This window comes from Pseudomonas khorasanensis, assembly GCF_014268505.2.
Taxonomy (GTDB): Bacteria; Pseudomonadota; Gammaproteobacteria; order Pseudomonadales; family Pseudomonadaceae; genus Aquipseudomonas; species Aquipseudomonas khorasanensis.
This window is the reverse complement of sequence record NZ_JABWQP020000020.1, coordinates 1-22379: the sequence shown is the minus strand read 5'-3', so window position 1 is coordinate 22379 and position 22379 is coordinate 1. Positions and strand designations below refer to the sequence as shown.

At 59.4% G+C, this 22379-nt stretch carries 19 protein-coding genes; all 19 read right to left on the bottom strand.

Going from position 1 to position 22379, the window contains the following annotated elements; translation table 11 throughout:
* Positions 1 to 84: 84 nt before the first annotated feature.
* Entirely contained in the window at positions 85 to 942 is an 858-nt protein-coding gene (locus tag HU727_RS24840; RefSeq protein WP_186534156.1) for a hypothetical protein, read from the bottom strand.
* Positions 943 to 1185: 243 nt separating this feature from the next.
* Positions 1186 to 2649, bottom strand: a complete 1464-nt coding sequence (nuoN, locus tag HU727_RS24835; RefSeq protein ID WP_186534155.1) for an NADH-quinone oxidoreductase subunit NuoN — start codon at positions 2647 to 2649, stop codon at positions 1186 to 1188.
* Between the two features lie 7 nt (positions 2650 to 2656).
* Positions 2657 to 4189, bottom strand: coding sequence for an NADH-quinone oxidoreductase subunit M (nuoM, locus tag HU727_RS24830; RefSeq protein WP_186534154.1), 1533 nt, complete (start codon positions 4187 to 4189; stop codon positions 2657 to 2659).
* Between the two features lie 39 nt (positions 4190 to 4228).
* On the bottom strand, positions 4229 to 6082 hold the full coding sequence (gene nuoL / locus HU727_RS24825) for an NADH-quinone oxidoreductase subunit L (protein WP_186534153.1): 1854 nt from the start codon (positions 6080 to 6082) through the stop codon (positions 4229 to 4231).
* The gene (gene nuoK / locus HU727_RS24820) at positions 6079 to 6387 is read right to left on the bottom strand and encodes an NADH-quinone oxidoreductase subunit NuoK (protein ID WP_003180046.1); all 309 of its coding nucleotides are present in this window, start codon (positions 6385 to 6387) and stop codon (positions 6079 to 6081) included. The genes nuoL and nuoK overlap by 4 nt, the downstream gene beginning before the upstream one ends.
* 3 nt (positions 6388 to 6390) lie before the next feature.
* Positions 6391 to 6891: an NADH-quinone oxidoreductase subunit J gene (nuoJ, locus tag HU727_RS24815; RefSeq protein ID WP_186534152.1), complete on the bottom strand. Its 501-nt coding sequence runs from the start codon at positions 6889 to 6891 to the stop codon at positions 6391 to 6393.
* Between the two features lie 9 nt (positions 6892 to 6900).
* Positions 6901 to 7449 carry an NADH-quinone oxidoreductase subunit NuoI gene (nuoI, locus tag HU727_RS24810; RefSeq protein ID WP_186534151.1) on the bottom strand — a complete coding sequence of 183 codons (549 nt, stop codon included), beginning with the start codon at positions 7447 to 7449 and terminating at the stop codon, positions 6901 to 6903.
* Positions 7450 to 7460: 11 nt separating this feature from the next.
* Positions 7461 to 8468, bottom strand: coding sequence for an NADH-quinone oxidoreductase subunit NuoH (gene nuoH, locus HU727_RS24805; protein ID WP_126364501.1), 1008 nt, complete (start codon positions 8466 to 8468; stop codon positions 7461 to 7463).
* Entirely contained in the window at positions 8465 to 11179 is a 2715-nt protein-coding gene (nuoG, locus tag HU727_RS24800; protein ID WP_186534150.1) for an NADH-quinone oxidoreductase subunit NuoG, read from the bottom strand. The genes nuoH and nuoG overlap by 4 nt, the downstream gene beginning before the upstream one ends.
* A gap of 135 nt (positions 11180 to 11314) precedes the next feature.
* Positions 11315 to 12670: an NADH-quinone oxidoreductase subunit NuoF gene (gene nuoF, locus HU727_RS24795; protein ID WP_186534149.1), complete on the bottom strand. Its 1356-nt coding sequence runs from the start codon at positions 12668 to 12670 to the stop codon at positions 11315 to 11317.
* Entirely contained in the window at positions 12667 to 13164 is a 498-nt protein-coding gene (nuoE, locus tag HU727_RS24790; protein ID WP_122590307.1) for an NADH-quinone oxidoreductase subunit NuoE, read from the bottom strand. The genes nuoF and nuoE overlap by 4 nt, the downstream gene beginning before the upstream one ends.
* Positions 13165 to 13166: 2 nt before the next feature.
* Positions 13167 to 14951: an NADH-quinone oxidoreductase subunit C/D gene (gene nuoC / locus HU727_RS24785; RefSeq protein WP_186534148.1), complete on the bottom strand. Its 1785-nt coding sequence runs from the start codon at positions 14949 to 14951 to the stop codon at positions 13167 to 13169.
* Between the two features lie 69 nt (positions 14952 to 15020).
* Positions 15021 to 15695 (bottom strand): NuoB/complex I 20 kDa subunit family protein, encoded by a 675-nt coding sequence (locus tag HU727_RS24780; protein WP_186534147.1) that lies wholly within the window; start codon positions 15693 to 15695, stop codon positions 15021 to 15023.
* A 10-nt stretch (positions 15696 to 15705) separates the two neighbouring features.
* Entirely contained in the window at positions 15706 to 16119 is a 414-nt protein-coding gene (locus tag HU727_RS24775; protein ID WP_003223812.1) for an NADH-quinone oxidoreductase subunit A, read from the bottom strand.
* A gap of 546 nt (positions 16120 to 16665) precedes the next feature.
* Entirely contained in the window at positions 16666 to 17991 is a 1326-nt protein-coding gene (gene aceA / locus HU727_RS24770; RefSeq protein ID WP_186534146.1) for an isocitrate lyase, read from the bottom strand.
* A gap of 474 nt (positions 17992 to 18465) precedes the next feature.
* Positions 18466 to 19227: a secretin N-terminal domain-containing protein gene (locus HU727_RS24765; protein ID WP_186534145.1), complete on the bottom strand. Its 762-nt coding sequence runs from the start codon at positions 19225 to 19227 to the stop codon at positions 18466 to 18468.
* 243 nt (positions 19228 to 19470) lie between these two features.
* Positions 19471 to 19896 (bottom strand): GNAT family N-acetyltransferase, encoded by a 426-nt coding sequence (locus HU727_RS24760; protein WP_025108996.1) that lies wholly within the window; start codon positions 19894 to 19896, stop codon positions 19471 to 19473.
* On the bottom strand, positions 19889 to 21058 hold the full coding sequence (locus HU727_RS24755) for a ribosomal protein uL16 3-hydroxylase (protein ID WP_186534144.1): 1170 nt from the start codon (positions 21056 to 21058) through the stop codon (positions 19889 to 19891). Before HU727_RS24755 ends, HU727_RS24760 begins: the two co-directional genes overlap by 8 nt.
* 86 nt (positions 21059 to 21144) lie before the next feature.
* The coding region (gene purB, locus HU727_RS24750) for an adenylosuccinate lyase (RefSeq protein ID WP_217847146.1) at positions 21145 to 22379 on the bottom strand (1235 nt) is incomplete at its 5' end.

The window sequence follows — 22379 nt, the reverse complement described above, 5'->3', positions numbered from 1 at the left end:
TACGACGTACGACCGGTGCAGGAGGTTTCTCTGGTGGTGTAGGTCTTGTCGAATTTTGTGGCTTAGGCCGATCATTAGTAGCTTTCATTTCTGATCCCTATTGGCGCCGCCGTTAACGTCATCGTACGTTCTTCTGGAAGATGGAGCAGTCGGTTTGACAGGAGCTTGGGGCAAAGGTTTTGTTTCAGTTGATGTTGGTTTATTGGATTCGCTCAATTTTCCTGCCCCTTTTTCAAGAAGTATATTTTCAAGGATTATAGTCCTTTTTTTCAGATCTGCTACGCCTTCGGCTTTTGAGTCATTCAGCAACTGCTTTTTCAAGTCGGATATTTGATCGCCCACGTACGTATCTTTTATTGCAAAATTTTTCCTAGGCGAGGAGGTATCCATGTCATAAAGCACAAACAGCAAGCTACCGATAGCGAGAGGGATGCAGGCCATAAGAAAAGTTGAGATGGATTTGAAGACCCACCGTGATCGCTCTTCATTGACTAAAGCATTGTGTGTGGAGCAACTGATGTAGGTGTTTGAAATGAAGCTTGCAGTTTCTTTGTCAGGATCGATCAAAGGTATTTGTTCGTGCTGCGACACCTGTAAGTTATATTTTACAAGTTCAATGTTGTATCGTGTTTGGTTGTCGTAATATTCTTTTATTTTTTGTGCGTATGGCATTCTGTTAAATTCAGATCCGCTAAAGGCTCTGAAGTTGAAGTATGTAGAGATGGCTGAGATTGTCAGGGTTAAAGTTATGAGGAAAGAAATGATATATGCAATTTCGGGGCTGAAGGTGAAATCCAAAAAACGAGCTAGGTAAATGGTTGCAGAAGCTAGCGCAAATATCGCAGTAAAAATTATTTGAGTTTTTATCGAGATGCTGTTTTTTATCTCTTCTTCGTATATATACATTTTTTCATATGTGGCGTGGATGTTTTCAGTGTTCAATATGGTTTCCTTGTGCCCTGTTGGTCGGCAAGTACTTTTAATATGTCTTTAAGTTTTCGCTTTGCCCCACACATACACGATAGCTCCAACAGCCGGATGCGGGCTGTAGGACGAAACCGATAATTGAGCGGGAGCTTTCTGGGCTTTCAGCAGGGAGGGCAGGGCATCAGTAAAAGATCCCACAAAAACAAAAACGGCACCCGAAGGTGCCGTTTGCATTTGCAGCTCAATCCAGTCGAGCGATCAGCCCGCCAGACCTGCCTGCTGTACCAGCACCAGCAATGGCTGCGGGTAAACACCCAGGAAGAACGCGACCAGGGCGATGGCCAGCAGCATCACGCCGCCTGCCTTCTGTTCCCAGTGCAACTGGGCGTCGTGGCGACGCAGGTTCGGCTCGATCAGGTACAGGGTAACCATCACGCGCAGGTAGTAGAACACGCCGATCGCGCTGCCCAGTACCAGTGCACCCACCAGCCACCATTGATGCGACTCGACACCGCTGGCGATGATGTAGAACTTGCCGATGAAGCCGGCGGTCAGCGGGATGCCGGCCAGGGACAGCATCATCACGGTCAGCACGGCGGTCAGGTACGGGCGACGCCAGAACAGGCCGCGATATTCGTACAGGGCGTCGGCGTCGCGGCCGTTGTACGGCGAGGACATCAGGGTAATCACGCCGAACGCGCCGAGGCTGGTGATCACGTAAGTGACCAGGTAGACGCCGATGGCTTCCACCGCCAGACCCTTGCTCGCTACCAACGCGATCAGCAGGTAGCCGAAGTGCGCGATGGACGAATAACCGAGCAGACGCTTGAGGTTGCTCTGGGTCAGGGCCAGCAGGTTACCGAACAGGATCGAGGCGACCGCGATGACGCTCAGCACGTCACTCAGTACGCCGCTGCTGGCCGCCGGGGAGATCTGGAACAGACGCACCATCACCGCAAACACGGCCACCTTCGAAGCGGTGGCGAGGAATGCCGCCACCGGTGCCGGTGCACCTTCGTAAACGTCCGGCGTCCACAGGTGGAACGGTACCAGCGACAGCTTGAACGCCAGACCGATCAGCATCATCCCCAGGCCCAATTGCGCCAGCGGGCTAGGCAGGCCAGTCGCAGCCAGGGCCTGACCGATGCCGACGAAGCTCAGCGAACCGGCATCTGCATAGAGCAGGGCCATACCGAACAACAGGAACGCCGAGCCGGCCGCCGACAGCACCATGTACTTGATGCCGGCTTCCAGCGAACGCTTGTTGAAGAAAGCGTAAGCCACCAGACCGTAGACCGGCACCGAGAGCAGTTCCAGACCGATGAACAAACCGGCCAGGTGCTGCGCGCTGACCAGAACCAGACCACCGGCGGCGGCCATCAGGATCAGCAGGTACAGTTCTTCACGATTGCCCGGGTACCCCGAACCGCCATCGCCCAGATAGGCATGGGCGAGGGTGACGCAGGCGAGGGTGGCGACGAGGATCATCGCCATGTACAGGCAGGCAAAGGCGTCGATCTGCAGCAAAGGGGTCACGGCCAGAGGCGCAACTTTCAGGGCTGGGAGGATCGACAGCAGGGCCAGGTTCAGACCCGCCACCGAAATCAGGAAGGTCTGCGAGTGGTTGCGGCGCCAGGCGATTGCCAGCATCACCACGATAATGGTGAGGCTGGTGATCAACAGTGGCGCAAGCGCAATAAAGTGTTGAATCGTGAATTCCATAGCGCTCTTACCGGGCCGAAGCGAGTTGAGTGAAGGCGGTGCCGAGCCACTGCTGCACGCCATGCATCGTGGCGGCAGAGGTGTCGAGGAACGGTTGCGGATACACGCCCAGGTAAATCAGCAATACCGCAAGGCCCAGCACCATGGTCAGTTCGCGACCGTCCATACCGTGCAGCACCGCGTCCGATTTCGACGGACCGAAGTAGGCACGGTGGATCATGATCAGCGAGTAGACCGAACCGAACACCAGACCGGACGTCGCAATCGCGGTGATCCATGGAGCGCTGGCGAAGGAGCCGATCAGGATCAGGAACTCGCCGACGAAGTTACCGGTGCCCGGCAGACCCAACGAAGCGGCTGCAAAGAACAGGCTGATCGCCGGCAGGTAAGCGATGCGCGACCACAGACCGCCCATCTCACGCATGTCACGGGTATGCAGACGCTCGTACAGCTGACCGCTGAGGATAAACAGCGCCGCCGCCGACAGACCGTGCGCGAGCATCTGGATCACTGCACCTTGCAGGGCCAGCTGGCTGCCGGAGTAAATGCCGATCAACACGAAGCCCATGTGGGAAACGGAAGAGAAGGCAATCAGACGCTTGATGTCGCTCTGGGCGAACGCCAGGAACGCGCCGTAGAAGATCCCGATCAGACCGAGGGTCATGGCGATCGGCGCGAATTCGGCCGACGCATTCGGGAACAGCGGCAGGGCGAAACGCAGCAGGCCGTAGGCAGCGGTTTTCAGCAGGATACCGGCGAGGTCGACGGAACCTGCGGTCGGCGCCTGGGCGTGGGCATCCGGCAGCCACGAGTGGAATGGCACCACGGGCAGCTTGACCGCGAAGGCGATGAAGAAGCCGAGCATCAGAATGTACTCGGTGGTCATCGACATCTTGGTTTTCAACAGGTCGGCGTAGTTGAAGGTGATCACGCCGGTGTTGTTGAAGTTGACCAGCACCAGACCGAGGATCGCCACCAGCATGATCAGGCCGGAAGCCTGAGTGAAGATGAAGAACTTGGTCGCTGCGTAGATCCGGGTTTTCTTGCCGTCCGAAGAACTGTGACCCCAGAGCGCGATGAGGAAGTACATCGGCACCAGCATCATTTCCCAGAAGAAGAAGAACATGAACAGGTCGAGGGCGAGGAACACGCCGACAACGCCGCCCAGGATCCACATCAGGTTCAGGTGGAAGAAGCCAACGTGACGTTGAATTTCTTTCCACGAGCAGAGGACCGAGAGGATACCCAGCAGACCGGTCAGCAGGATCATCAACAGCGACAGGCCATCGAGGGCCAGGTGCACGCTGATGCCGAAACGCGCGATCCAGATGTGCTTGAACTCAAGCGCCCAGGTCGGATCGGCGCCAGGCGCCGGGGCAAATGAATAGTCGCCGGTAGCCCACAGCCAGAGGCCGATCGCGAGCAACAGGGACATGGTGATCAGCGCAATCCAGCGTGGGAGGGTAGCGCCGAAGCGCTCACCCATCCAGCACAGCAGGCCGCCGATGAAGGGGATCAGGATTAGCCAAGGCAGAATCATGACGGGCTCGTTTCCTTTCGCAAATTCGCAAGGTTCATATCAGACCGCTACCAGCACGATGGCGCCGATCACCAGCACGGCACCAGCAGCCATCGAGGCGGCATACCAACGCAGTTGACCGGTCTCGGTGCGGCTCAGGGCGGTGTGACCACCCTTGGCCATACGCGGGATCAGACCGATGGTCTGGTCGAGCGGGTCTTTGCGCAGTACATGGCTGATCGCAAGGTACGGCTTGACGAACAGTTTGTCGTAGATCCAGTCGAAGCCCCAGGCAGCGAACCACCAGGCCGAAAGGAAACGGCCGATGCCGCTGTTGGCGATCGCCGTGACGAAACGACGCTTGCCAAGGAACAGCAGGGCCGCCAGCAGGATACCGGCCAGGGCGATGGCGCCCGAGGCGATTTCCAGGCTGTGCTTGGCGTCGCCACCAGCATGACCGACGCTCTGCGGCAGTACGCCGTGCAGCGGTGGAACGATCATGGCGCCGACGAAGGTCGACAATACGATCAGCACCGACAGCGGCAGCCAGTGAGCGATGCCGTGGCCGGCGTGGGCTTCGGTCTTGGCTTCACCGTGGAAGGCGATGAAGATCAGGCGGAAGGTGTACAGCGAGGTCATGAACGCACCGACCAGACCGGCGTAAAGCAGACCGTGGTTGCCGCTGGCAAACGCTTCCCAGAGGATTTCGTCCTTGGAGTAGAAGCCTGCGGTGACCAGTGGCAGAGCAGCGAGTGCCGCGCCGCCGACGATGAAGCTGGCGTAGGCCAGTGGCAGTTTCTTCCACAGACCGCCCATCTTGAAGATGTTCTGCTCGTGGTGGCAGGCAACGATCACCGCACCGGAAGCAAGGAACAGCAGCGCCTTGAAGAAGGCGTGGGTCATCAGGTGGAAGATCGCGCCTTCCCAGGCGCCAACGCCCAGTGCCAGGAACATGTAGCCGATCTGGCTCATGGTCGAGTAGGCGAGGATACGTTTGATGTCGGTTTGCACCAGCGCGGCGAAACCGGCCAGCACCAGGGTCACACCGCCGACGATGCCGACCAGGTGCAGGATGTCCGGCGCCAGGGCGAACAGGCCGTGGGTACGGGCGATCAGGTAGACACCGGCGGTCACCATGGTTGCGGCGTGGATCAGTGCCGATACCGGGGTAGGGCCGGCCATCGCGTCCGCGAGCCAGGTCTGCAGCGGCAGCTGTGCCGATTTGCCCACCGCACCGCCCAGCAGCATCAGCGTCGCCAGAACGATCCAGAAATCGCCGACCTTGAAGTGCTCAGGTGCGCGAACCAGCAGTTCCTGGACGTTCAGCGTGCCCAGTTGCTGGAACAGGATGAACAGGCCGATGGCCATGAACACGTCGCCGATACGGGTGACGATGAAGGCTTTGAGGGCGGCGTTACCGTTGTTGCGGTTGCTGTAGTAGAAACCGATCAACAGGTACGAGCACAGGCCTACACCTTCCCAACCGAAGTAGATGAACAGCAGGTTATCGCCCAGGATCAGGAACAGCATGCTGGCGATAAACAGGTTGGTGTACGAGAAGAAGCGCGAGTAACCGTCTTCGCCACGCATGTACCAGGACGCGAACAAGTGGATCAGAAAGCCAACGCCGACAACCACACCGAGCATGGTCACGGACAGGCCATCCAGGTACAGCGCGAAGTTCGGCTGGAAGCCTTCCACCGACATCCAGCGCCACAGCACCTGGGTGTAGACGCCACCCTCCGGCGGGGCGACGTTGAATTGCCAGATCACGTAAGCGGCGACGATGGCCGACAGGCCGATGGAGCCGACACCGATGAGTGCCGAGAGGTTTTCCGAGAAGCGGCCGCGCGAGAACGACAGCAACAGGAACCCGATCAGAGGGAATACGAAAGTCAGAAAGAGTAGGTTCATCCGCGCATCTCACTGGCAGCGTCGATATCGAGCGTGTGGAAGCGGCGATACAGTTGCAGCAGGATCGCCAGACCAATACTGGCCTCGGCGGCTGCAAGACTGATCACCAGGATGAACATGATCTGTCCATCCGGCTGCGCCCAGCGGGCGCCCGCAACGATGAAGGCCAGGGCAGAGGCGTTCATCATGACTTCCAGACTCATCAACACGAACAAAATGTTGCGGCGGACCATCAGGCCGACCAGACCAAGGCAGAACAGGATGCCGGCAACGGCCAATCCATGCTCGAGAGGGATAGCAGGCATGTCTTACTCCTTCGCCTCGTTACGGCCCAAATGGAACGCCGTGACGGCTGCGGCGAGCAGCAGCATCGAGGCGAGTTCGACCACCAGCAGGTACGGGCCGAACAGGCTGATGCCCACGGCTTTCGCGTCTACGGTGGTGTGACCGATGGCCTGACCGCTCTGATGAGCGAACAGCACATACAGCAGTTCGGCCAGCAGCAGGACGGCAAGAATCACCGGCCCCGCCCAGATGCCGGGCTTGAGCCAGGTGCGTTCCTGCTGAACCGAGGCGGGCCCCAGGTTCAGCATCATCACCACGAACACGAAAAGCACCATGATGGCGCCGGCGTAGGCGATCACTTCCAGCACACCGGCAAACGGTGCGCCGAGGGCGAAGAAGGTCATGGCCACGGCGATCAACGAGATGATCAGGTAGAGCAGGGCGTGCACGGGGTTGGTGTTGGTGACCACACGAAGCGTGGACACAACAGCAATACCCGATGCGAAATAGAAAGCGAATTCCATCGTTCTTCCTTAAGGCAGCAAGCTCTTCACGTTGATCGGTTCGGCTTCGTTCTGCGCAGCGCCTTTCGGCTTGCCAGCGATTGCCATACCTGCAACACGATAGAAGTTGTAATCAGGGTTTTTGCCGGGGCCGGAGATCAACAGATCTTCTTTCTCGTACACCAGGTCCTGACGTTTGAACTCGGCCATCTCGAAATCCGGCGTCAGCTGGATCGCGGTGGTCGGGCAGGCTTCCTCGCAGAGACCGCAGAAAATGCAGCGCGAGAAGTTGATACGGAAGAAGTCCGGGTACCAGCGACCGTCTTCGGTTTCAGCTTTCTGCAGCGAGATGCAACCGACCGGGCAAGCCACGGCGCACAGGTTGCAGGCTACGCAGCGTTCTTCGCCATCCGGGTCGCGGGTCAGGACGATGCGGCCACGGTAACGCGGCGGCAGGTAGACCTGCTCCTCGGGATATTGCAGGGTGTCGCGCTTGCGAAAGCCATGACCGAAGATCATGACCATGCTGCGCAACTGGGTACCGGTACCCTTAATGATGTCGCCAATATATTTGAACATGGGTCAAATCCTCACTGAACCGCAACCGCGGGCGTGTTCCACAACACAACCGCAGCGGTCACCAGCAAATTGATCAGGGTCAGTGGCAGGCAGAATTTCCAGCTGAAATCCATCACCTGGTCATAACGCGGACGCGGGATGGAAGCGCGCAGCAGGATGAACAGCATGATGAAGAACGCGGTCTTCAATGCGAACCAGACGAAGGACAGTTGCGGCAGGATGCCGAACGGACCGTGCCAGCCACCGAAGAACAGGGTGACCAGCAGCGCCGAGATCAGGATGATGCCGATGTACTCACCGACGAAGAACATGCCCCATTTCATGCCGGCGTATTCAATGTGGTAACCGTCGGCCAGTTCCTGTTCCGCTTCCGGCTGGTCGAACGGGTGACGGTGAGTCACGGCGACGCCAGCGATGAAGAAGGTACAGAAGCCGAAGAACTGCGGAATGATGAACCACAGGTTCTGCGCCTGGTACTCGACGATGTCGCGCATGTTGAACGAGCCGACCTGCACCACGATGCCCATCAGCGCCAGGCCCATGAACACTTCGTAGGACACGGTCTGCGCCGAGGCACGCAAGCTGCCGAGCAGGGCGAACTTGTTGTTGCTCGACCAGCCGGCGAACAGTACCGCGTAGACCGACAGACCGGCCATGGCGAAGAAGAACAGCAGGCCGATGTTCAGATCCGCCACGCCCCAGGTCGGGGTGATCGGGATGATCGCAAACGCGATCAGCAGGGCGGACATGGCCACCACCGGTGCCAGGGTGAAGATCACCTTGTCGGCAAACGGCGGAGTCCAGTCTTCCTTGAAGAACATCTTCAGCATGTCGGCGGCGATCTGGAACATGCCGAACGGGCCAACGCGGTTCGGACCGTAACGGTCCTGCCACCAGCCCAGCAGGCGACGTTCGACAAAGCTGAGCAAGGCGCCCGCGACCACAACGGCCAGCAGAATCACGATGGCTTTGATGACCGTCAGGATCACATCGATCACTTCAGGGGTGAACCAGGTCATTGCGCTGCCTCCTGCAGACCGTCGACGGATACGCCGGCGAATGCCGGTGGAATGCCGGCGATGCCCGCAGGCAATGCCACCAGACCGGCGCCCAGTTCTTCATTGATGCGCAGCGGCAGACGCAGGGTCTGGCCAGCCACGTTCAGGCTCAACAAGGCACCGTCGTTGACGCCCAGGCGATCCGCTTCGGATTTGGCCAGAGCGACGTAAGGGGCCGGAATGCGCTCTTGTACCGGGGCGGCTTTCGAAGAGTTTTCTTCGCTGCCGAACAGGTGGAAGAACGGCACTGCTTGCCAGGTACCCGGTGCCGGGTTGAACGCACGCGGCGCGGCAGCGAACCAGTTCAGCGAATCGCCCGTGCTTTCGATCAGGCGGGTGCCCGGATCGCCAGCGCGCAGGTGACCACCGACTTCGTCCTGGAACTTGTTCCACGCTTGTGGCGAGTTCCAGCCCGGCGACCAGGCGAACGGCACTTGTTGACGCGGTTCGACGGAGCCCGAATAACCTTCCATGGAGAAGGCGAACGCGGTGTCTTTGTCTTGTGGAGTGCGCGGTTCGTGAACGCTGATGTCGGCGCGCATCGCGGTGCGACCGGAATAACGCAGCGGCTCACGGGCCAGCTTCAGACCCTTGATGCGGAACGCGGCAGACGGTGCAGCATCGACGATACGTGCCAGTTGCGCAGTGCTCGAAGCGACGGCAGCGGTGACATGGTCGAGTTGCGTCCAGTCGATTGGCTGGTTCAACAGGGTGGCGCGCAGGGCGTGCAGCCAGCGCCAGCCTTCGTGCACCAGAATGCTCGCGTCCAGGTATTGCGGATCGAAAACCTGGAAGAAGCGCTGGGCGCGGCCCTCCTGGCTGACCAGCGTACCGTCGCCTTCAGCGAAGCTCGCCGCTGGCAGAACCAGTTGCGCACGCTCAGAGGTGGCGGTTTTTTGATGGTCGGCCACGATCACTACTTTCGCAGCGTTCAGGGCTGCATCGACCTTGGCTTTGGCGGTGCGAGTGTACAGATCGTTTTCCAGCACGACGATCGCGTCGGCCTTGCCATCGATGACCGCTTGCAACGCGTCGTCAACCGATTCGCCACCGAGCATGGCCAGACCGAGGCTGTTGGCCTCCGGCACGATCAGGCTGATCGAACCGTTCTTCTCGCGCAGCTTCAAGGCCTTGGCAATGTTTGCAGCCGCCTCGATCAGCGCCTTGGAGCCCAGCGAAGTGCCGGCGATGATCAGCGGACGCTTGGCGGCGAGCAGGGCGTCGGCGATGCGTTGGGCCAGTTCCAGTGCTTCGGTGTCCAGACCTTCAACGGCAGGCGCGCTGGTATCCAGTGCGTGGGCAACGGCGAAACCGATGCGCGCCAGATCGTCTGGAGCGGCGTGAACGCATTCTTCGGCGACGTCATCCAGCTTGGTTTCGGCCAGGCTGGCGATGAACAGCGGGTTCAGCGCGTGCTGGCCGATGTTCTTCACTGCGGCGTCGAGCCAGGGCTGGACGCGCATGGCTTCGGCCATGTCTTCAGCCTTGCCCTTGACCGACTGACGCAGGGCTAGCGCCATGCGGGCGGCGGTCTGGGTCAGGTCTTCACCGAGGACGAAGATTGCGTCGTGGTCTTCGATGTCGCGCATGTTTGGCACGGGCAGCGGGCTGTCGTTCAGCACTTGCAGGACCAGGCGAATGCGTTCCAGCTCAGAGGCTTCGATACCGGAGTAGAAGTGCTCGGCGCCTACCAGTTCACGCAACGCGTAGTTGCTTTCCAGGCTGGCACGCGGCGAACCGATGCCAACAATGTTGCGCCCGCGCAGCAGGTCAGCGGCTTTATCCAGCGCCTCGTCCAGGCTCAGCTTGGTGCCGTCGGCCAGCAGTGGCTGACGTGGACGGTCGGTGCGGTTGACGTAGCCATAACCGAAACGGCCACGGTCGCACAGGAAGTACTGGTTCACCGAACCGTTGAAACGGTTTTCGATGCGACGCAACTCGCCGTAACGCTCGCCCGGGGAGATGTTGCAACCGCTCGAGCAGCCATGGCAGATGCTTGGTGCAAACTGCATGTCCCACTTGCGGTTGTAGCGCTCGGAGTGAGTCTTGTCGGTGAACACACCGGTCGGGCAGACCTCGGTGAGGTTGCCGGAGAACTCGCTCTCCAGGGTGCCGTCTTCAACGCGGCCGAAGTACACGTTGTCGTGGGCGCCGAATACACCGAGGTCGGTGCCGCCAGCGTAATCCTTGTAGAAACGCACGCAGCGGTAGCAGGCGATGCAGCGGTTCATCTCGTGGGAAATGAACGGACCCAGTTGCTGGTTCTGGTGGGTGCGTTTGGTGAAGCGATAACGGCGCTCGTTGTGGCCGGTCATCACCGTCATGTCTTGCAGGTGGCAGTGACCGCCTTCTTCGCACACAGGGCAGTCGTGCGGGTGGTTGGTCATCAACCATTCGACAACGCTGGCGCGGAACGCCTTGGATTCTTCATCATCGATGGAGATCCAAGTGTTGTCGGTGGCAGGCGTCATGCACGACATGACGATGCGACCACGGGTGTCGTTCTCGTCGGTGTACTGCTTGACCGCACACTGGCGGCAGGCCCCGACGCTACCAAGCGCGGGGTGCCAGCAGAAATATGGAATGTCGAGGCCCAGCGACAGACATGCCTGTAACAGGTTGTCTGCCCCGTCGACTTCGAGCGCTTTGCCGTCTACGTGGATAGTGGCCATGGTTCAAAGGTCTTCGTTGGCCCGGTGTCAGCGGGCGTGGCTAATGGAATCTTGTTATGCGTCCGAATCCAAACAGCCCCGAAGGGCGTCATCGGACGAAAGGCGAAGGGCACGGACCCTTCGCCTTTTAAGCGTTTACGCGCCGACTACGATCGGCCTTGCCAGAGGCGGGACGGCGGCGCTTGCAGGCGCGATACCGGCTTCAAACTCTGGACGGAAGTATTTGATGGCACTGCCCAACGGCTCCACGGCACCCGGTGCGTGAGCACAGAAGGTCTTGCCCGGGCCGAGGAAACCGACCAGACCCAGCAGGGTCTCGATGTCGCCTGGCTGACCCTTGCCTTGCTCGATGGCCATCAGCAGCTTGACGCTCCATGGCAAGCCATCACGGCACGGGGTGCAGAAGCCACACGACTCGCGAGCGAAGAACTGCTCCATGTTGCGCAGCAGCGAAACCATGTTGACGCTGTCGTCCACCGCCATGGCCAGGCCGGTACCCATACGGGTGCCCACTTTGGCGATGCCGCCAGCGTACATTTGTGCGTCGAGGTGTTCGGGCAGGAGGAAACCGGTACCGGCGCCCCCTGGCTGCCAGGCCTTGAGCTTGAAGCCATCGCGCATGCCGCCAGCGTAGTCTTCGAACAGCTCGCGGCCGGTCACGCCGAATGGCAGTTCCCACAGGCCCGGGTTCTTCACCTTGCCGGAGAAGCCCATGAGCTTGGTGCCCATGTCTTCACTGCCTTCGCGGGCCAGTGATTTGTACCAGTCAACGCCGTCGGCAATGATCGCCGGCACGTTGCACAGGGTTTCAACGTTGTTCACGCAGGTCGGCTTGCCCCACACGCCCACGGCGGCAGGGAAGGGCGGCTTGGAGCGAGGGTTGGCGCGGCGACCTTCGAGGGAGTTGATCAGTGCGGTTTCTTCACCGCAGATGTAACGCCCGGCGCCGGTGTGCACGAACAGTTCGAAATCAAAACCCGAACCGAGAATGTTCTTGCCCAACAGGCCTGCAGCCTTGGCTTCTTCCACGGCACGGTTAAGGTGCTTGGCGGCGGTGGTGTATTCGCCGCGCAGGAAGATGTAGCCACGGTAGGTTTTCAGCGCACGGGCACTGATCAGCATGCCTTCGATCAGCAGATGGGGCAGTTGCTCCATCAGCATGCGGTCTTTCCAGGTGTTCGGCTCCATTTCATCCGCGTTGCACAGCAGGTAGCGGATGTTGATGGATTCGTCTTTGGGCATCAGACCCCACTTCACGCCCGTGGGGAAGCCTGCACCGCCGCGACCTTTGAGCCCTGCGTCCTTCACGGTCTGGACGATGTCGTCCTGGCTCATGTCGGCGAAGGCTTTGCGCGCAGCGGCGTAGCCGTTCTTGGCCTGGTATTCGTCGAGCCACACGGCTTCGCCGTCGTCGCGCAGGCGCCAGGTCAGCGGGTGAGTCTCGGCCGAACGCTGGATGCGGTTGGCGGGACCGAAAGATGTCAGGGTCATACGTAGCCCTCGAGCAGTTTGGCGACGCCGGCAGGCTGCACATCGCCAAAGGTGTCGTCGTCGATCATCAGCGCCGGGGCCTTGTCGCAGTTGCCGAGGCAGCAGACAGGCAGCAGGGTGAAACGACCGTCGGCGGTGGTCTGACCCAGGCCGATGCCCAGATTGTTCTGGATTTCGCTGACCACCGACTCGTGGCCACCGATGTAGCAGACCATGCTGTCGCAGACGCGAATGATGTGGCGGCCGACGGGCTGACGGAAGATCTGGCTGTAGAACGTCGCCACGCCTTCAACGTCGCTGGCCGGGATACCGAGCATTTCCCCGATCGCGTACAAGGCGCCATCCGGCACCCAGCCGCGTTCTTTCTGAACGATTTTCAAGGCTTCGATCGACGCCGCGCGCGGGTCTTCGTAGTGATGCAGCTCGTGCTCGATGGCCGAGCGCTCGGTTTCACTCAAGGTGAAACGGTCTGTCTGGATAAGCGTGCTGTTCATGCTTAGCGGTCCACGTCGGCCATAACGAAGTCGATACTACCCAGGTACGCAATCAAGTCCGCGACCATGCTGCCTTTGATCACCGAAGGGATCTGTTGCAGATGCGGGAAACTCGGGGTGCGGATCCGGGTACGGTAGCTCATGGTGCCGCCGTCGCTCGTCAGGTAATAACTGTTGATGCCCTTGGTCGCTTCGATCATCTGGAAGGATTCGTTGGCCGGCATCACCGGGCCCCACGAAACTTGCAGGAAGTGGGTGATCAGGGTCTCGATGTGCTGCAGCGTGCGTTCTTTGGGCGGCGGCGTGGTCAGTGGGTGATCCGCCTTGTACGGGCCTTCCGGCATGTTGCGCATGCACTGGTCGATGATCTTGATGCTCTGGCGCATCTCTTCGACGCGGACCATGCAGCGGTCGTAGGCATCGCCGTTGACGGCCAGCGGCACTTCGAATTCGAAGTTTTCGTAGCCCGAATACGGACGCGCTTTACGCAAGTCGAAATCGCAACCGGTTGAACGCAGGCCGGCACCGGTGACTCCCCATTCCAGGGCTTCCTTGGTGTTGTAGGCAGCGACGCCGATGGTACGACCCTTGAGGATGCTGTTCTGCAGGGCGGCCTTGGTGTATTCGTCCAGACGCTTGGGCATCCATTCGACGAAATCCTTGACCAGTTTTTCCCAGCCGCGCGGAAGGTCGTGCGCGACGCCGCCGATGCGGTACCAGGCCGGGTGCAGACGGAAACCGGTAATCGCTTCGATCACCGTGTACGCCTTCTGGCGGTCGGTGAAAGTGAAGAACACCGGGGTCATGGCGCCGACGTCCTGGATGTAAGTACCCAGGAACAGCAGATGGCTGGTGATCCGGAAGAACTCGGCCATCATGATGCGGATGACGTCAACCTTCTCGGGCACCTTGATGCCGGCCAGCTTCTCGACCGAGAGCACGTACGGCAGGTTGTTCATCACCCCGCCGAGGTAATCGATCCGGTCGGTGTAAGGAATGTAGCTGTGCCAGGACTGGCGCTCGCCCATCTTCTCGGCGCCACGGTGGTGGTAACCGATGTCCGGGACGCAGTCGACGATCTCTTCGCCGTCCAGTTGCAGAATGATGCGGAACGCGCCGTGCGCCGAAGGGTGGTTCGGGCCGAGGTTGAGGAACATGTAGTCCTCGTTGGCGCCGGAACGCTTCATGCCCCAGTCTTCAGGACGGAAGCGCGCGGCTTCTTCCTCGAGCTGTTGCTTGGCGAGGTTGAGGGTGAACGGATCGAATTCGGTGGCGCGCGCCGGGAAGTCCTTGCGCAGCGGGTGACCTTCCCAGGTCGGCGGCATCATGATGCGCGACAGGTGCGGGTGGCCTTTGAAGTCGATACCGAACATGTCCCAGACTTCACGCTCGTACCAGTTGGCGTTCGGCCAGATGCTGGTGACGGAAGGCATGCTGAGGTCGGCTTCGGACAAGGCGACCTTGAGCATCACGTCACTATTACGCTCCAGCGACATGAGGTGATAGAACACGGTGAAGTCGGCGTCGGTCGGCAGCCCTTGACGCTTGGTGCGCAGACGCTCATCCACGCCGTGCAGGTCATAGAGCATGACGTACGGCTTGGGCAGGTTGCGCAGGAAAGTCAGGACTTCAACCAGTCTGGCGCGGGCCACCCACAGCACCGGCATGCCGGTGCGGGTTGCCTGCGCGGTGAACGCTTCGGCGCCAAAACGGTTGTTCAGTTCGACGACCACATCCTGGTCGTCTGCCTTATAAGGCGGGATGTACAGAGCACTGCCTGTAGTCATGGTTATTTTTTCGCTTTCGGTCAACGTAAAGAATGAAGCCAGCTTCTCGTTACTTAAAACAGATCTGGATCAGACTTCGTCAGGGCTGCGCAGGTTGGTGACTGCGATTCGCTGTTCGCGGCGCGCTTCCTTTTGCGAAGGCATGTCGGCGCGATACACGCCTTGATCACCCACAACCCAGGAAAGCGGACGACGCTCCTGTCCAATCGATTCCTGCAACAGCATCAAGCCTTGCAGAAATGCTTCCGGACGGGGCGGGCAGCCAGGTACGTAGACGTCCACGGGCAGGAACTTGTCTACGCCTTGAACCACGGAGTAGATGTCGTACATGCCGCCGGAGTTGGCGCACGAACCCATGGAGATAACCCATTTCGGTTCGAGCATTTGCTCGTAGAGACGCTGAATGATCGGCGCCATCTTGATGAAGCAGGTACCGGCGATAACCATGAAGTCGGCCTGACGCGGCGAGGCCCGGATAACTTCGGCGCCAAAGCGCGCGATGTCGTGGGGCGCCGTGAAGGCGGTGGTCATTTCCACGTAGCAGCACGACAGGCCGAAGTTGTAAGGCCAGAGGGAGTTTTTACGTCCCCAGTTGACCGCACCGTTCAGCACGTCTTCCAGCTTGCCCATGTAAATGTTTTTGTGAACTTGATCTTCTAACGGATCGGAAACGGTTTCCCGCTGGCCAATCGGATACTGCTCGTTAGGAGCATCGGGGTCGATCCTGGTGAGATTGTATTGCATTGCCAAAGCCTCATTGTTTCAGCTTCGCCTGCCGCTTGCGACGAGCTTCCGGAGCCCAGTCAAGGGCGCCCACTCGGAACAGGTAGACAAGACCTGCCAACAGAATTGCTATGAAAACGAGAGCTTCGACGAATCCGGTCCAGCCGCTTTCGCGGACGGACACAGACCATGCAAAGAGAAAGAGGGCTTCGATATCGAAGATCACGAAGAGCATCGCGACCAGATAGAATTTGGCTGAGAGCCGCAAGCGGGCGCCACCGGTAGGTAGCATGCCCGACTCGAACGGTTCGTTTTTGCTGCGACCCCAGGCTTTTGACCCAAGGAGGCTGGAGACGCCAAGCATGAAGGCACACAGGCCGACGACACCCAGAAGGAAAATGGCAAAGCCCCAGTTGTGGGCCATGAGTCCTGTCGCTTCGGGCATGCTGGTAATCCTTAACAGAGAGCAAAGGTCTCTGAGCTTGATAAAGAAATAGGCAGTGACGATATGTCGCAGCAATCAATCGGGCTGATTTTATGGCTAAACACCCGGCAAGTAAAATTCCTATAGCGAAATTATTTATTGGAATAAGGACATAGCGCCTCTCCAAAGCCCTGTACCCCCTGCGCTGCGGGCATTAGGCGGGATTCACTGAATTATGTTTTGTTGAAAATGTCAGGAACATAGTTGAGGCTAAATGATAATTAATATCGTTTGGAGTGGTTTTGTAACTATTTAGCGGTGCAGTAGTTGGGAAGTTGTCTTATATACCCGTTACTGCAAGTAGCGGCGGCGTCCGTTTTAGCCGATTTTTCTGGCGTGGTGGGCGATCTGGATCAATGTTTTGCTTCGCGAGCTGAGGCTGTCCCTTGTGGTGTTTGGGGAATCGCAGGCAAAAAAACGCCCCGAACCAGTCGGGGCGTCAGTCTTGCGGCTCTGCGGTTAGCTTTCTGTACGGTCCGCAAAGGCCGTTTGCTCAGCGAAGCACTATCAGTGGAACTGCTCTTCTTCAGTCGAACCGGTCAGCGCGGTCACCGAAGACGAGCCACCCTGAATCACGGTGGTCATGTCGTCGAAGTAGCCGGTGCCCACTTCCTGCTGGTGCGCCACGAAGGTGTAACCCTTGGAGGCGTCAGCGAATTCCTGCTCTTGCAGCTTCACGTAGGCAGTCATGTCGTTGCGGGCGTAGTCGTGCGCCAGGTTGAACATGCTGTGCCACATGTTGTGAATGCCGGCCAAGGTGATGAACTGGTGCTTGTAGCCCATGGCGGACAGTTCGCGCTGGAACTTGGCGATAGTCGCGTCGTCCAGGTTTTTCTTCCAGTTGAAGGAAGGCGAGCAGTTGTAAGACAGCAGCTGGTCCGGGTATTCCTTCTTGATCGCTTCAGCGAAACGACGGGCTTCGTCCAGATCCGGCTTGGCGGTTTCGCACCAGATCAGGTCGGCATACGGCGCGTACGCCAGGCCACGGGCGATGGCTTGGTCGAGGCCGGCGCGCACCTTGTAGAAACCTTCCTGAGTACGCTCGCCAGTGACGAACGGCTGGTCATACGGGTCGCAATCGGAGGTCAGCAGGTCAGCGGCGTTGGCGTCGGTGCGGGCCAGAATGATCGTAGGAGTGCCGGCAACGTCTGCCGCCAGACGCGCAGCGGTCAGCTTCTGTACGGCTTCCTGAGTCGGCACCAGAACCTTGCCGCCCATGTGGCCGCATTTCTTTACCGAAGCCAGCTGGTCTTCGAAGTGAACGCCGGCGGCGCCTGCTTCGATCATGCTTTTCATCAGCTCGTAAGCGTTGAGTACGCCGCCGAAACCGGCTTCAGCGTCCGCCACGATTGGCGCGAAGTAGTCGATGTAACCTTCGTCGCCCGGGTTCTTGCCGGCTTTCCACTGGATCTGGTCAGCACGACGGAACGAGTTGTTGATGCGCTTGACCACGGTCGGTACCGAGTCGACCGGGTACAGCGACTGATCCGGGTACATCGATTCGGCGGAGTTGTTGTCCGCAGCCACTTGCCAGCCGGACAGGTAGATCGCCTGGATACCGGCCTTGACCTGTTGAACAGCCTGGCCGCCGGTCAGGGCGCCCATGCAGTTGACGAAATCTTTATCTGGACGGAAGGACGGCTTGGCACCCTGGGTGACCAGATTCCACAGCTTCTCGGCGCCCATCTTCGCAAAGGTGTGCTCAGGCTGGACCGAGCCACGCAGACGGACCACGTCAGCAGCGGAGTAGGTGCGAGTCACGCCTTTCCAGCGCGGGTTTTCAGCCCAGTCTTTTTCAAGGGCTGCAATTTGCTGTTCGCGTGTCTGTGCCATGGAGATAAACCTCGTCGCGTCTTTTATGAAAAGTTGTTCTGCGGTGGAAAATTCCTGCGCTCGCTGACCAGAAGCTTAGGTGGTCAAGTCGGATTCGGCGGAGTAGGCGACGGGATGAACGATGGGCTCGAGGGGAAGTGAGCAGGTAGTGGCGGACTGTTGGCGCATGCGGGCGTCGTGGGCCTTTATACGGTCTACAGTGTGGAGCCGGGTTACCTAAATACGCTTCCGTCCCTCGGGACAACTTCGTTCCAGTCGGCAACCTCGTCAAACACACCTTGTGGGCGGTACAGACACGAAACGGTTCGCGGGGTAGGTGCGAACGTCGCTTCGAAGGCCCTTGCCAGGGCCTCTGATTAGCGGGAGCGAGGCCATCATGCCTTCGCTTTTTTGGCTCGTCAAACGTTTTGTAGTGCTTTTTTTCAAGCACTACATCTTTCGTCTAATACGACTAATCAGTCAATTTTCGGTGCTTTAGTCCAGTGCGTCGACTTTCACCCGCAAGGTCATGTCATCGCGGCCTTGAGTCGAGTAGCTGCGGGTCAGGCCCTGTTTATCGGCCTGCGTCTGGCTGTTCACGCCGGCCAGCGTGATCCACTCGCCGAGGCGCCCGGTGACGGTTGTGTCGGTACTTTGCACGTTCACTACATCAGGACGTTCCTGGCTCATGCGGTCACGATTGGTACTGATTGCCAGATGGACGGTTTCACCAGTGACGCTGGCGGTGACGTAAAAACCCTGCGTAACGTTGCGGTACTGGGTTTCGCTGCTGTAACCGCCGTAGGAATCGCTCTGGGTGTTGGTGATCGGCACGCTCTGGCCGACCTGAATCAACGCCGGTGTGCCTTCACTGGCCTGCACTTGTTGTACGCCGCCGTTACGGCTGGTGGTGCTGCGGCTGATGATGCGGGTCTGATTCGGCTGGGCGCCGTTGACCGAGTAACCTTCGTCGCCACGGCCGTTGTTTTCATTGGTGTCGACGGTGATCAGCAAGCGCTTGGGCGCGGTATCGAGTTGCGTCAGCAGATCCTTCAACTCCTGGATTTTGCCTGGCTCAGCCTTGACGATCAGTTGATTGCCGTAAGCGCTGACCTGACCGTCCTGGCCGATAAAATCCTGGGCCATTGGCAACATGTCAGCGCTGGTGCGGTATTTAAGGGGGACGACTTCTGTGGCTGCCATCACCGAAAAACTGCCGGCAAGCAGCAGGGTGGTGAACAGGGTGCGTAGGGACATGTCCGTTATCTCCGCTTTCGAAAGGCTTGATATTGCCAGTTTGTCGGCCCGGGGTGGGGCAAGTTGAATCGTAGACAGCAAAACGCCCCGGCATCGGTGGATGGCGGGGCGGTTAGTGGTGTTCTCAAGGGCTTTTTCGCGAGCAGGCTCGCTCCCACACTGGATCTCTTTCTGACACAAAATATGTGTTCACTGCAGATCTACTGTGGGAGCGAGCCTGCTCGCGAAGGCCGCACTTCGGTGTCAGGCCGAATGCCGAACCATGTCAACATGCGGAATCCCTGCTTCCAGGAATTCTTCGCTGACCAGGCTGAAGCCCAGGCGCTCGTAGAACGCCGTGGCTTGCACCTGCGCGCTGAGCATCTGTTGCTTCAGGCCGCGCGCTTCTGCTTCGGCGATCACCGCTTGCATCAGCGCGTCACCGACCTTCATCCCGCGCCAGTCTTTCAGTACCGAGACCCTGCCGATGTGGCCGTCGGGCAATAGGCGCGCTGTACCAATCGGAAAGTCGCCTTCAAACGCCAGAAAATGCACAGCGGTCGCGTCATCCGCGTCCCACTCAAGCTCGGGTGGCACCGATTGTTCGGCAATGAACACCGTTTCACGAATGCGCCGGATCTCGGCGATATCCTTCTGCCAGTCTGCGACACGGACGCGAATCTTATTCATCGGCAAACCCCAGGCTGCCTTGCTTGACCAGTTCGCACAGCAGGCCGCTACCGTCTTCGTCGTTCAGCCACTCACCGAGGTTGTCGGTGTGCAGGGCGTCGGCGGCGCAGATCAGTTTCAGCAGCTCGCGCAGCTTGCCCGGCAGGTAGCGGCTTTGGCCGCTGGCGAACAACAGCAGGTCGTCATCGACTTCCGACCACGCCAGGCGCGCGCTCGGATTGCGGATCAGCACAGCGCCGTCCTGCAGGGCGGCGAGGAAGTCTTCTTCTTCGACGTCTTCCGGGCCGACCACCAGTTCCGGGTAGCGCGGCTCGGTCATGTACTGGCCGAACCAGGTCAGCAGCAGGCGCTCGTCGCTCATGTGCTCGGCGAGCAGGCTTTTCAGGCGATCCAGCGCGTCGTGTTGAATCTGATGCGGATCGGCCGCCGGCTTGGCGTCGGCATCGGTGTAGCGCTCTTCATCGGTCAGGAACTGGCTGAGGAAGTCGGTGAAGTGGGTCAGCACCTCGGCAGCGCTCGGCGCACGGAAGCCGACCGAGTAGGTCATGCAGTTGTCGACCGCGACGCCGCAATGCGCCAGACGCGGTGGCAGGTAGAGCATGTCGCCCGGTTCCAGTACCCACTCTTCGGTCTCGTGGAATTCAGCGAGGATGCGCAGATCCGCGTGCTGCAGCAGTGGACTCTCGGAGTCGCACATCTGGCCGATTTTCCAGTTGCGCTTGCCGTGACCCTGCAGCAGGAACACATCGTAGTTGTCGAAATGCGGACCGACGCTGCCACCCGGGGCGGCGAAGCTGATCATCACGTCGTCGACGCGCCAGCTCGGCAGGAAGCGGAAGTTTTCCAGCAATTCGCTGACTTCCGGCACGAACTGGTCGACGGCCTGCACCAGCAGGGTCCACTCGCGTTCCGGCAATTTGCTGAACTCGTCTTCGGCGAACGGGCCGCGACGCAGTTCCCACGGGCGCTCGCCGTGCTCGATCACCAGGCGCGATTCTACTTCTTCTTCGAGGGCCAGGCCGGCCAGTTCGTCAGCGTCGATCGGGCTTTCGAAGTCAGGAATGGCCTGACGGATCAGCAGCGGTTTTTTCTGCCAGTAATCGCGCAGGAATTCCCGTGCTGTGAGGCCGCCCAGAAGTTGAAGAGGAATATCGGAATTCATATGTAACCTATTGAAAAAAAGCACTTTTCAGACGGGAATAAAAACGCCCGGCGCGGCCGGGCGTCTTAAACGGGGCAAACGGTCGATCAGATGCGTTTGGCTTGCGCCACAGCGTTGCCGATGTAGTTGGCCGGGGTCAGTTGCTTGAGCTCGGCTTTCGCTTCAGCTGGCATGTCCAGGCCGTCGATGAAAGTCTGCAGTGCTTCAGGGCTGATGCCCTTGCCACGGGTCAGTTCTTTCAGCTTTTCGTACGGGTTTTCGATGTTGTAGCGGCGCATCACGGTCTGGATCGGCTCAGCCAGGACTTCCCAGCAGGCGTCGAGGTCAGCGGCAATTTTCTGCGCGTTCAACTCAAGTTTGCTGATGCCTTTGAGGCTGGCTTCGTACGCGATCACGCTGTGGGCGAAGCCGACACCCAGGTTGCGCAGTACGGTGGAGTCGGTCAGGTCGCGCTGCCAGCGGGAGATCGGCAGTTTGCTTGCCAGGTGCTGGAACAATGCGTTGGCGATGCCCAGGTTGCCTTCGGAGTTTTCGAAGTCGATCGGGTTGACCTTGTGCGGCATGGTCGACGAACCGATTTCGCCAGCGATGGTGCGCTGCTTGAAGTAACCCAGGGAGATGTAACCCCAGATATCGCGGTCGAAGTCGATCAGGATGGTGTTGAAGCGCGCAATGGCATCGAACAGCTCGGCAATGTAGTCGTGCGGCTCGATCTGCGTGGTGTAAGGGTTGAAGCCCAGGCCCAGCTCGTCTTCGATGAAGGCGCGGGCGTTGGCTTCCCAGTCGATCTGCGGGTAAGCCGACAGGTGCGCGTTGTAGTTGCCGACGGCGCCGTTGATCTTGCCCAGCAGTGGTACGGCGGCGACCTGAGCGATCTGACGCTCGAGACGGTAAACCACGTTCGCCAGTTCTTTGCCCAAAGTGGTCGGCGAGGCTGGCTGACCGTGGGTGCGCGACAGCATCGGCACGTCGGCGAAGCGGATGGCCAGCTCGCGAATGGCGTTGGCAGTCTGGCGCATCAGCGGCAGCATCACGTCGTCACGGCCTTCGCGCAGCATCAGGGCGTGGGACAGGTTGTTGATGTCTTCGCTGGTGCAGGCAAAGTGGATGAATTCGCTGACCTTGGCCAGCTCCGGCAGCTTGGCCGCCTGCTCCTTGAGCAGGTATTCGATCGCCTTGACGTCGTGGTTGGTGGTGCGCTCGATCTCTTTTACGCGCTCGGCGTGCTCCAGCGAGAAGTTTTCAGCCAGTTCATTGAGAACGGCGTTGGCCTCGGCGGAGAAGGCCGGTACTTCAGGGATACCAGCGTGAGCGGCCAGGC

What these genes read in the sequence shown, in the direction of transcription:
- nuoN (WP_186534155.1), bottom strand. Translation starts at nt 2,649, where the DNA reads ATGGAATTCACGATTCAACACTTTATTGCGCTTGCGCCACTGTTGATC.
- nuoM (WP_186534154.1), bottom strand. Translation starts at nt 4,189, where the DNA reads ATGATTCTGCCTTGGCTAATCCTGATCCCCTTCATCGGCGGCCTGCTG.
- nuoL (WP_186534153.1), bottom strand. Translation starts at nt 6,082, where the DNA reads ATGAACCTACTCTTTCTGACTTTCGTATTCCCTCTGATCGGGTTCCTG.
- nuoK (WP_003180046.1), bottom strand. Translation starts at nt 6,387, where the DNA reads ATGCCTGCTATCCCTCTCGAGCATGGATTGGCCGTTGCCGGCATCCTG.
- nuoJ (WP_186534152.1), bottom strand. Translation starts at nt 6,891, where the DNA reads ATGGAATTCGCTTTCTATTTCGCATCGGGTATTGCTGTTGTGTCCACG.
- nuoI (WP_186534151.1), bottom strand. Translation starts at nt 7,449, where the DNA reads ATGTTCAAATATATTGGCGACATCATTAAGGGTACCGGTACCCAGTTG.
- nuoH (WP_126364501.1), bottom strand. Translation starts at nt 8,468, where the DNA reads ATGACCTGGTTCACCCCTGAAGTGATCGATGTGATCCTGACGGTCATC.
- nuoG (WP_186534150.1), bottom strand. Translation starts at nt 11,179, where the DNA reads ATGGCCACTATCCACGTAGACGGCAAAGCGCTCGAAGTCGACGGGGCA.
- nuoF (WP_186534149.1), bottom strand. Translation starts at nt 12,670, where the DNA reads ATGACCCTGACATCTTTCGGTCCCGCCAACCGCATCCAGCGTTCGGCC.
- nuoE (WP_122590307.1), bottom strand. Translation starts at nt 13,164, where the DNA reads ATGAACAGCACGCTTATCCAGACAGACCGTTTCACCTTGAGTGAAACC.
- nuoC (WP_186534148.1), bottom strand. Translation starts at nt 14,951, where the DNA reads ATGACTACAGGCAGTGCTCTGTACATCCCGCCTTATAAGGCAGACGAC.
- HU727_RS24780 (WP_186534147.1), bottom strand. Translation starts at nt 15,695, where the DNA reads ATGCAATACAATCTCACCAGGATCGACCCCGATGCTCCTAACGAGCAG.
- HU727_RS24775 (WP_003223812.1), bottom strand. Translation starts at nt 16,119, where the DNA reads ATGCCCGAAGCGACAGGACTCATGGCCCACAACTGGGGCTTTGCCATT.
- aceA (WP_186534146.1), bottom strand. Translation starts at nt 17,991, where the DNA reads ATGGCACAGACACGCGAACAGCAAATTGCAGCCCTTGAAAAAGACTGG.
- HU727_RS24765 (WP_186534145.1), bottom strand. Translation starts at nt 19,227, where the DNA reads ATGTCCCTACGCACCCTGTTCACCACCCTGCTGCTTGCCGGCAGTTTT.
- HU727_RS24760 (WP_025108996.1), bottom strand. Translation starts at nt 19,896, where the DNA reads ATGAATAAGATTCGCGTCCGTGTCGCAGACTGGCAGAAGGATATCGCC.
- HU727_RS24755 (WP_186534144.1), bottom strand. Translation starts at nt 21,058, where the DNA reads ATGAATTCCGATATTCCTCTTCAACTTCTGGGCGGCCTCACAGCACGG.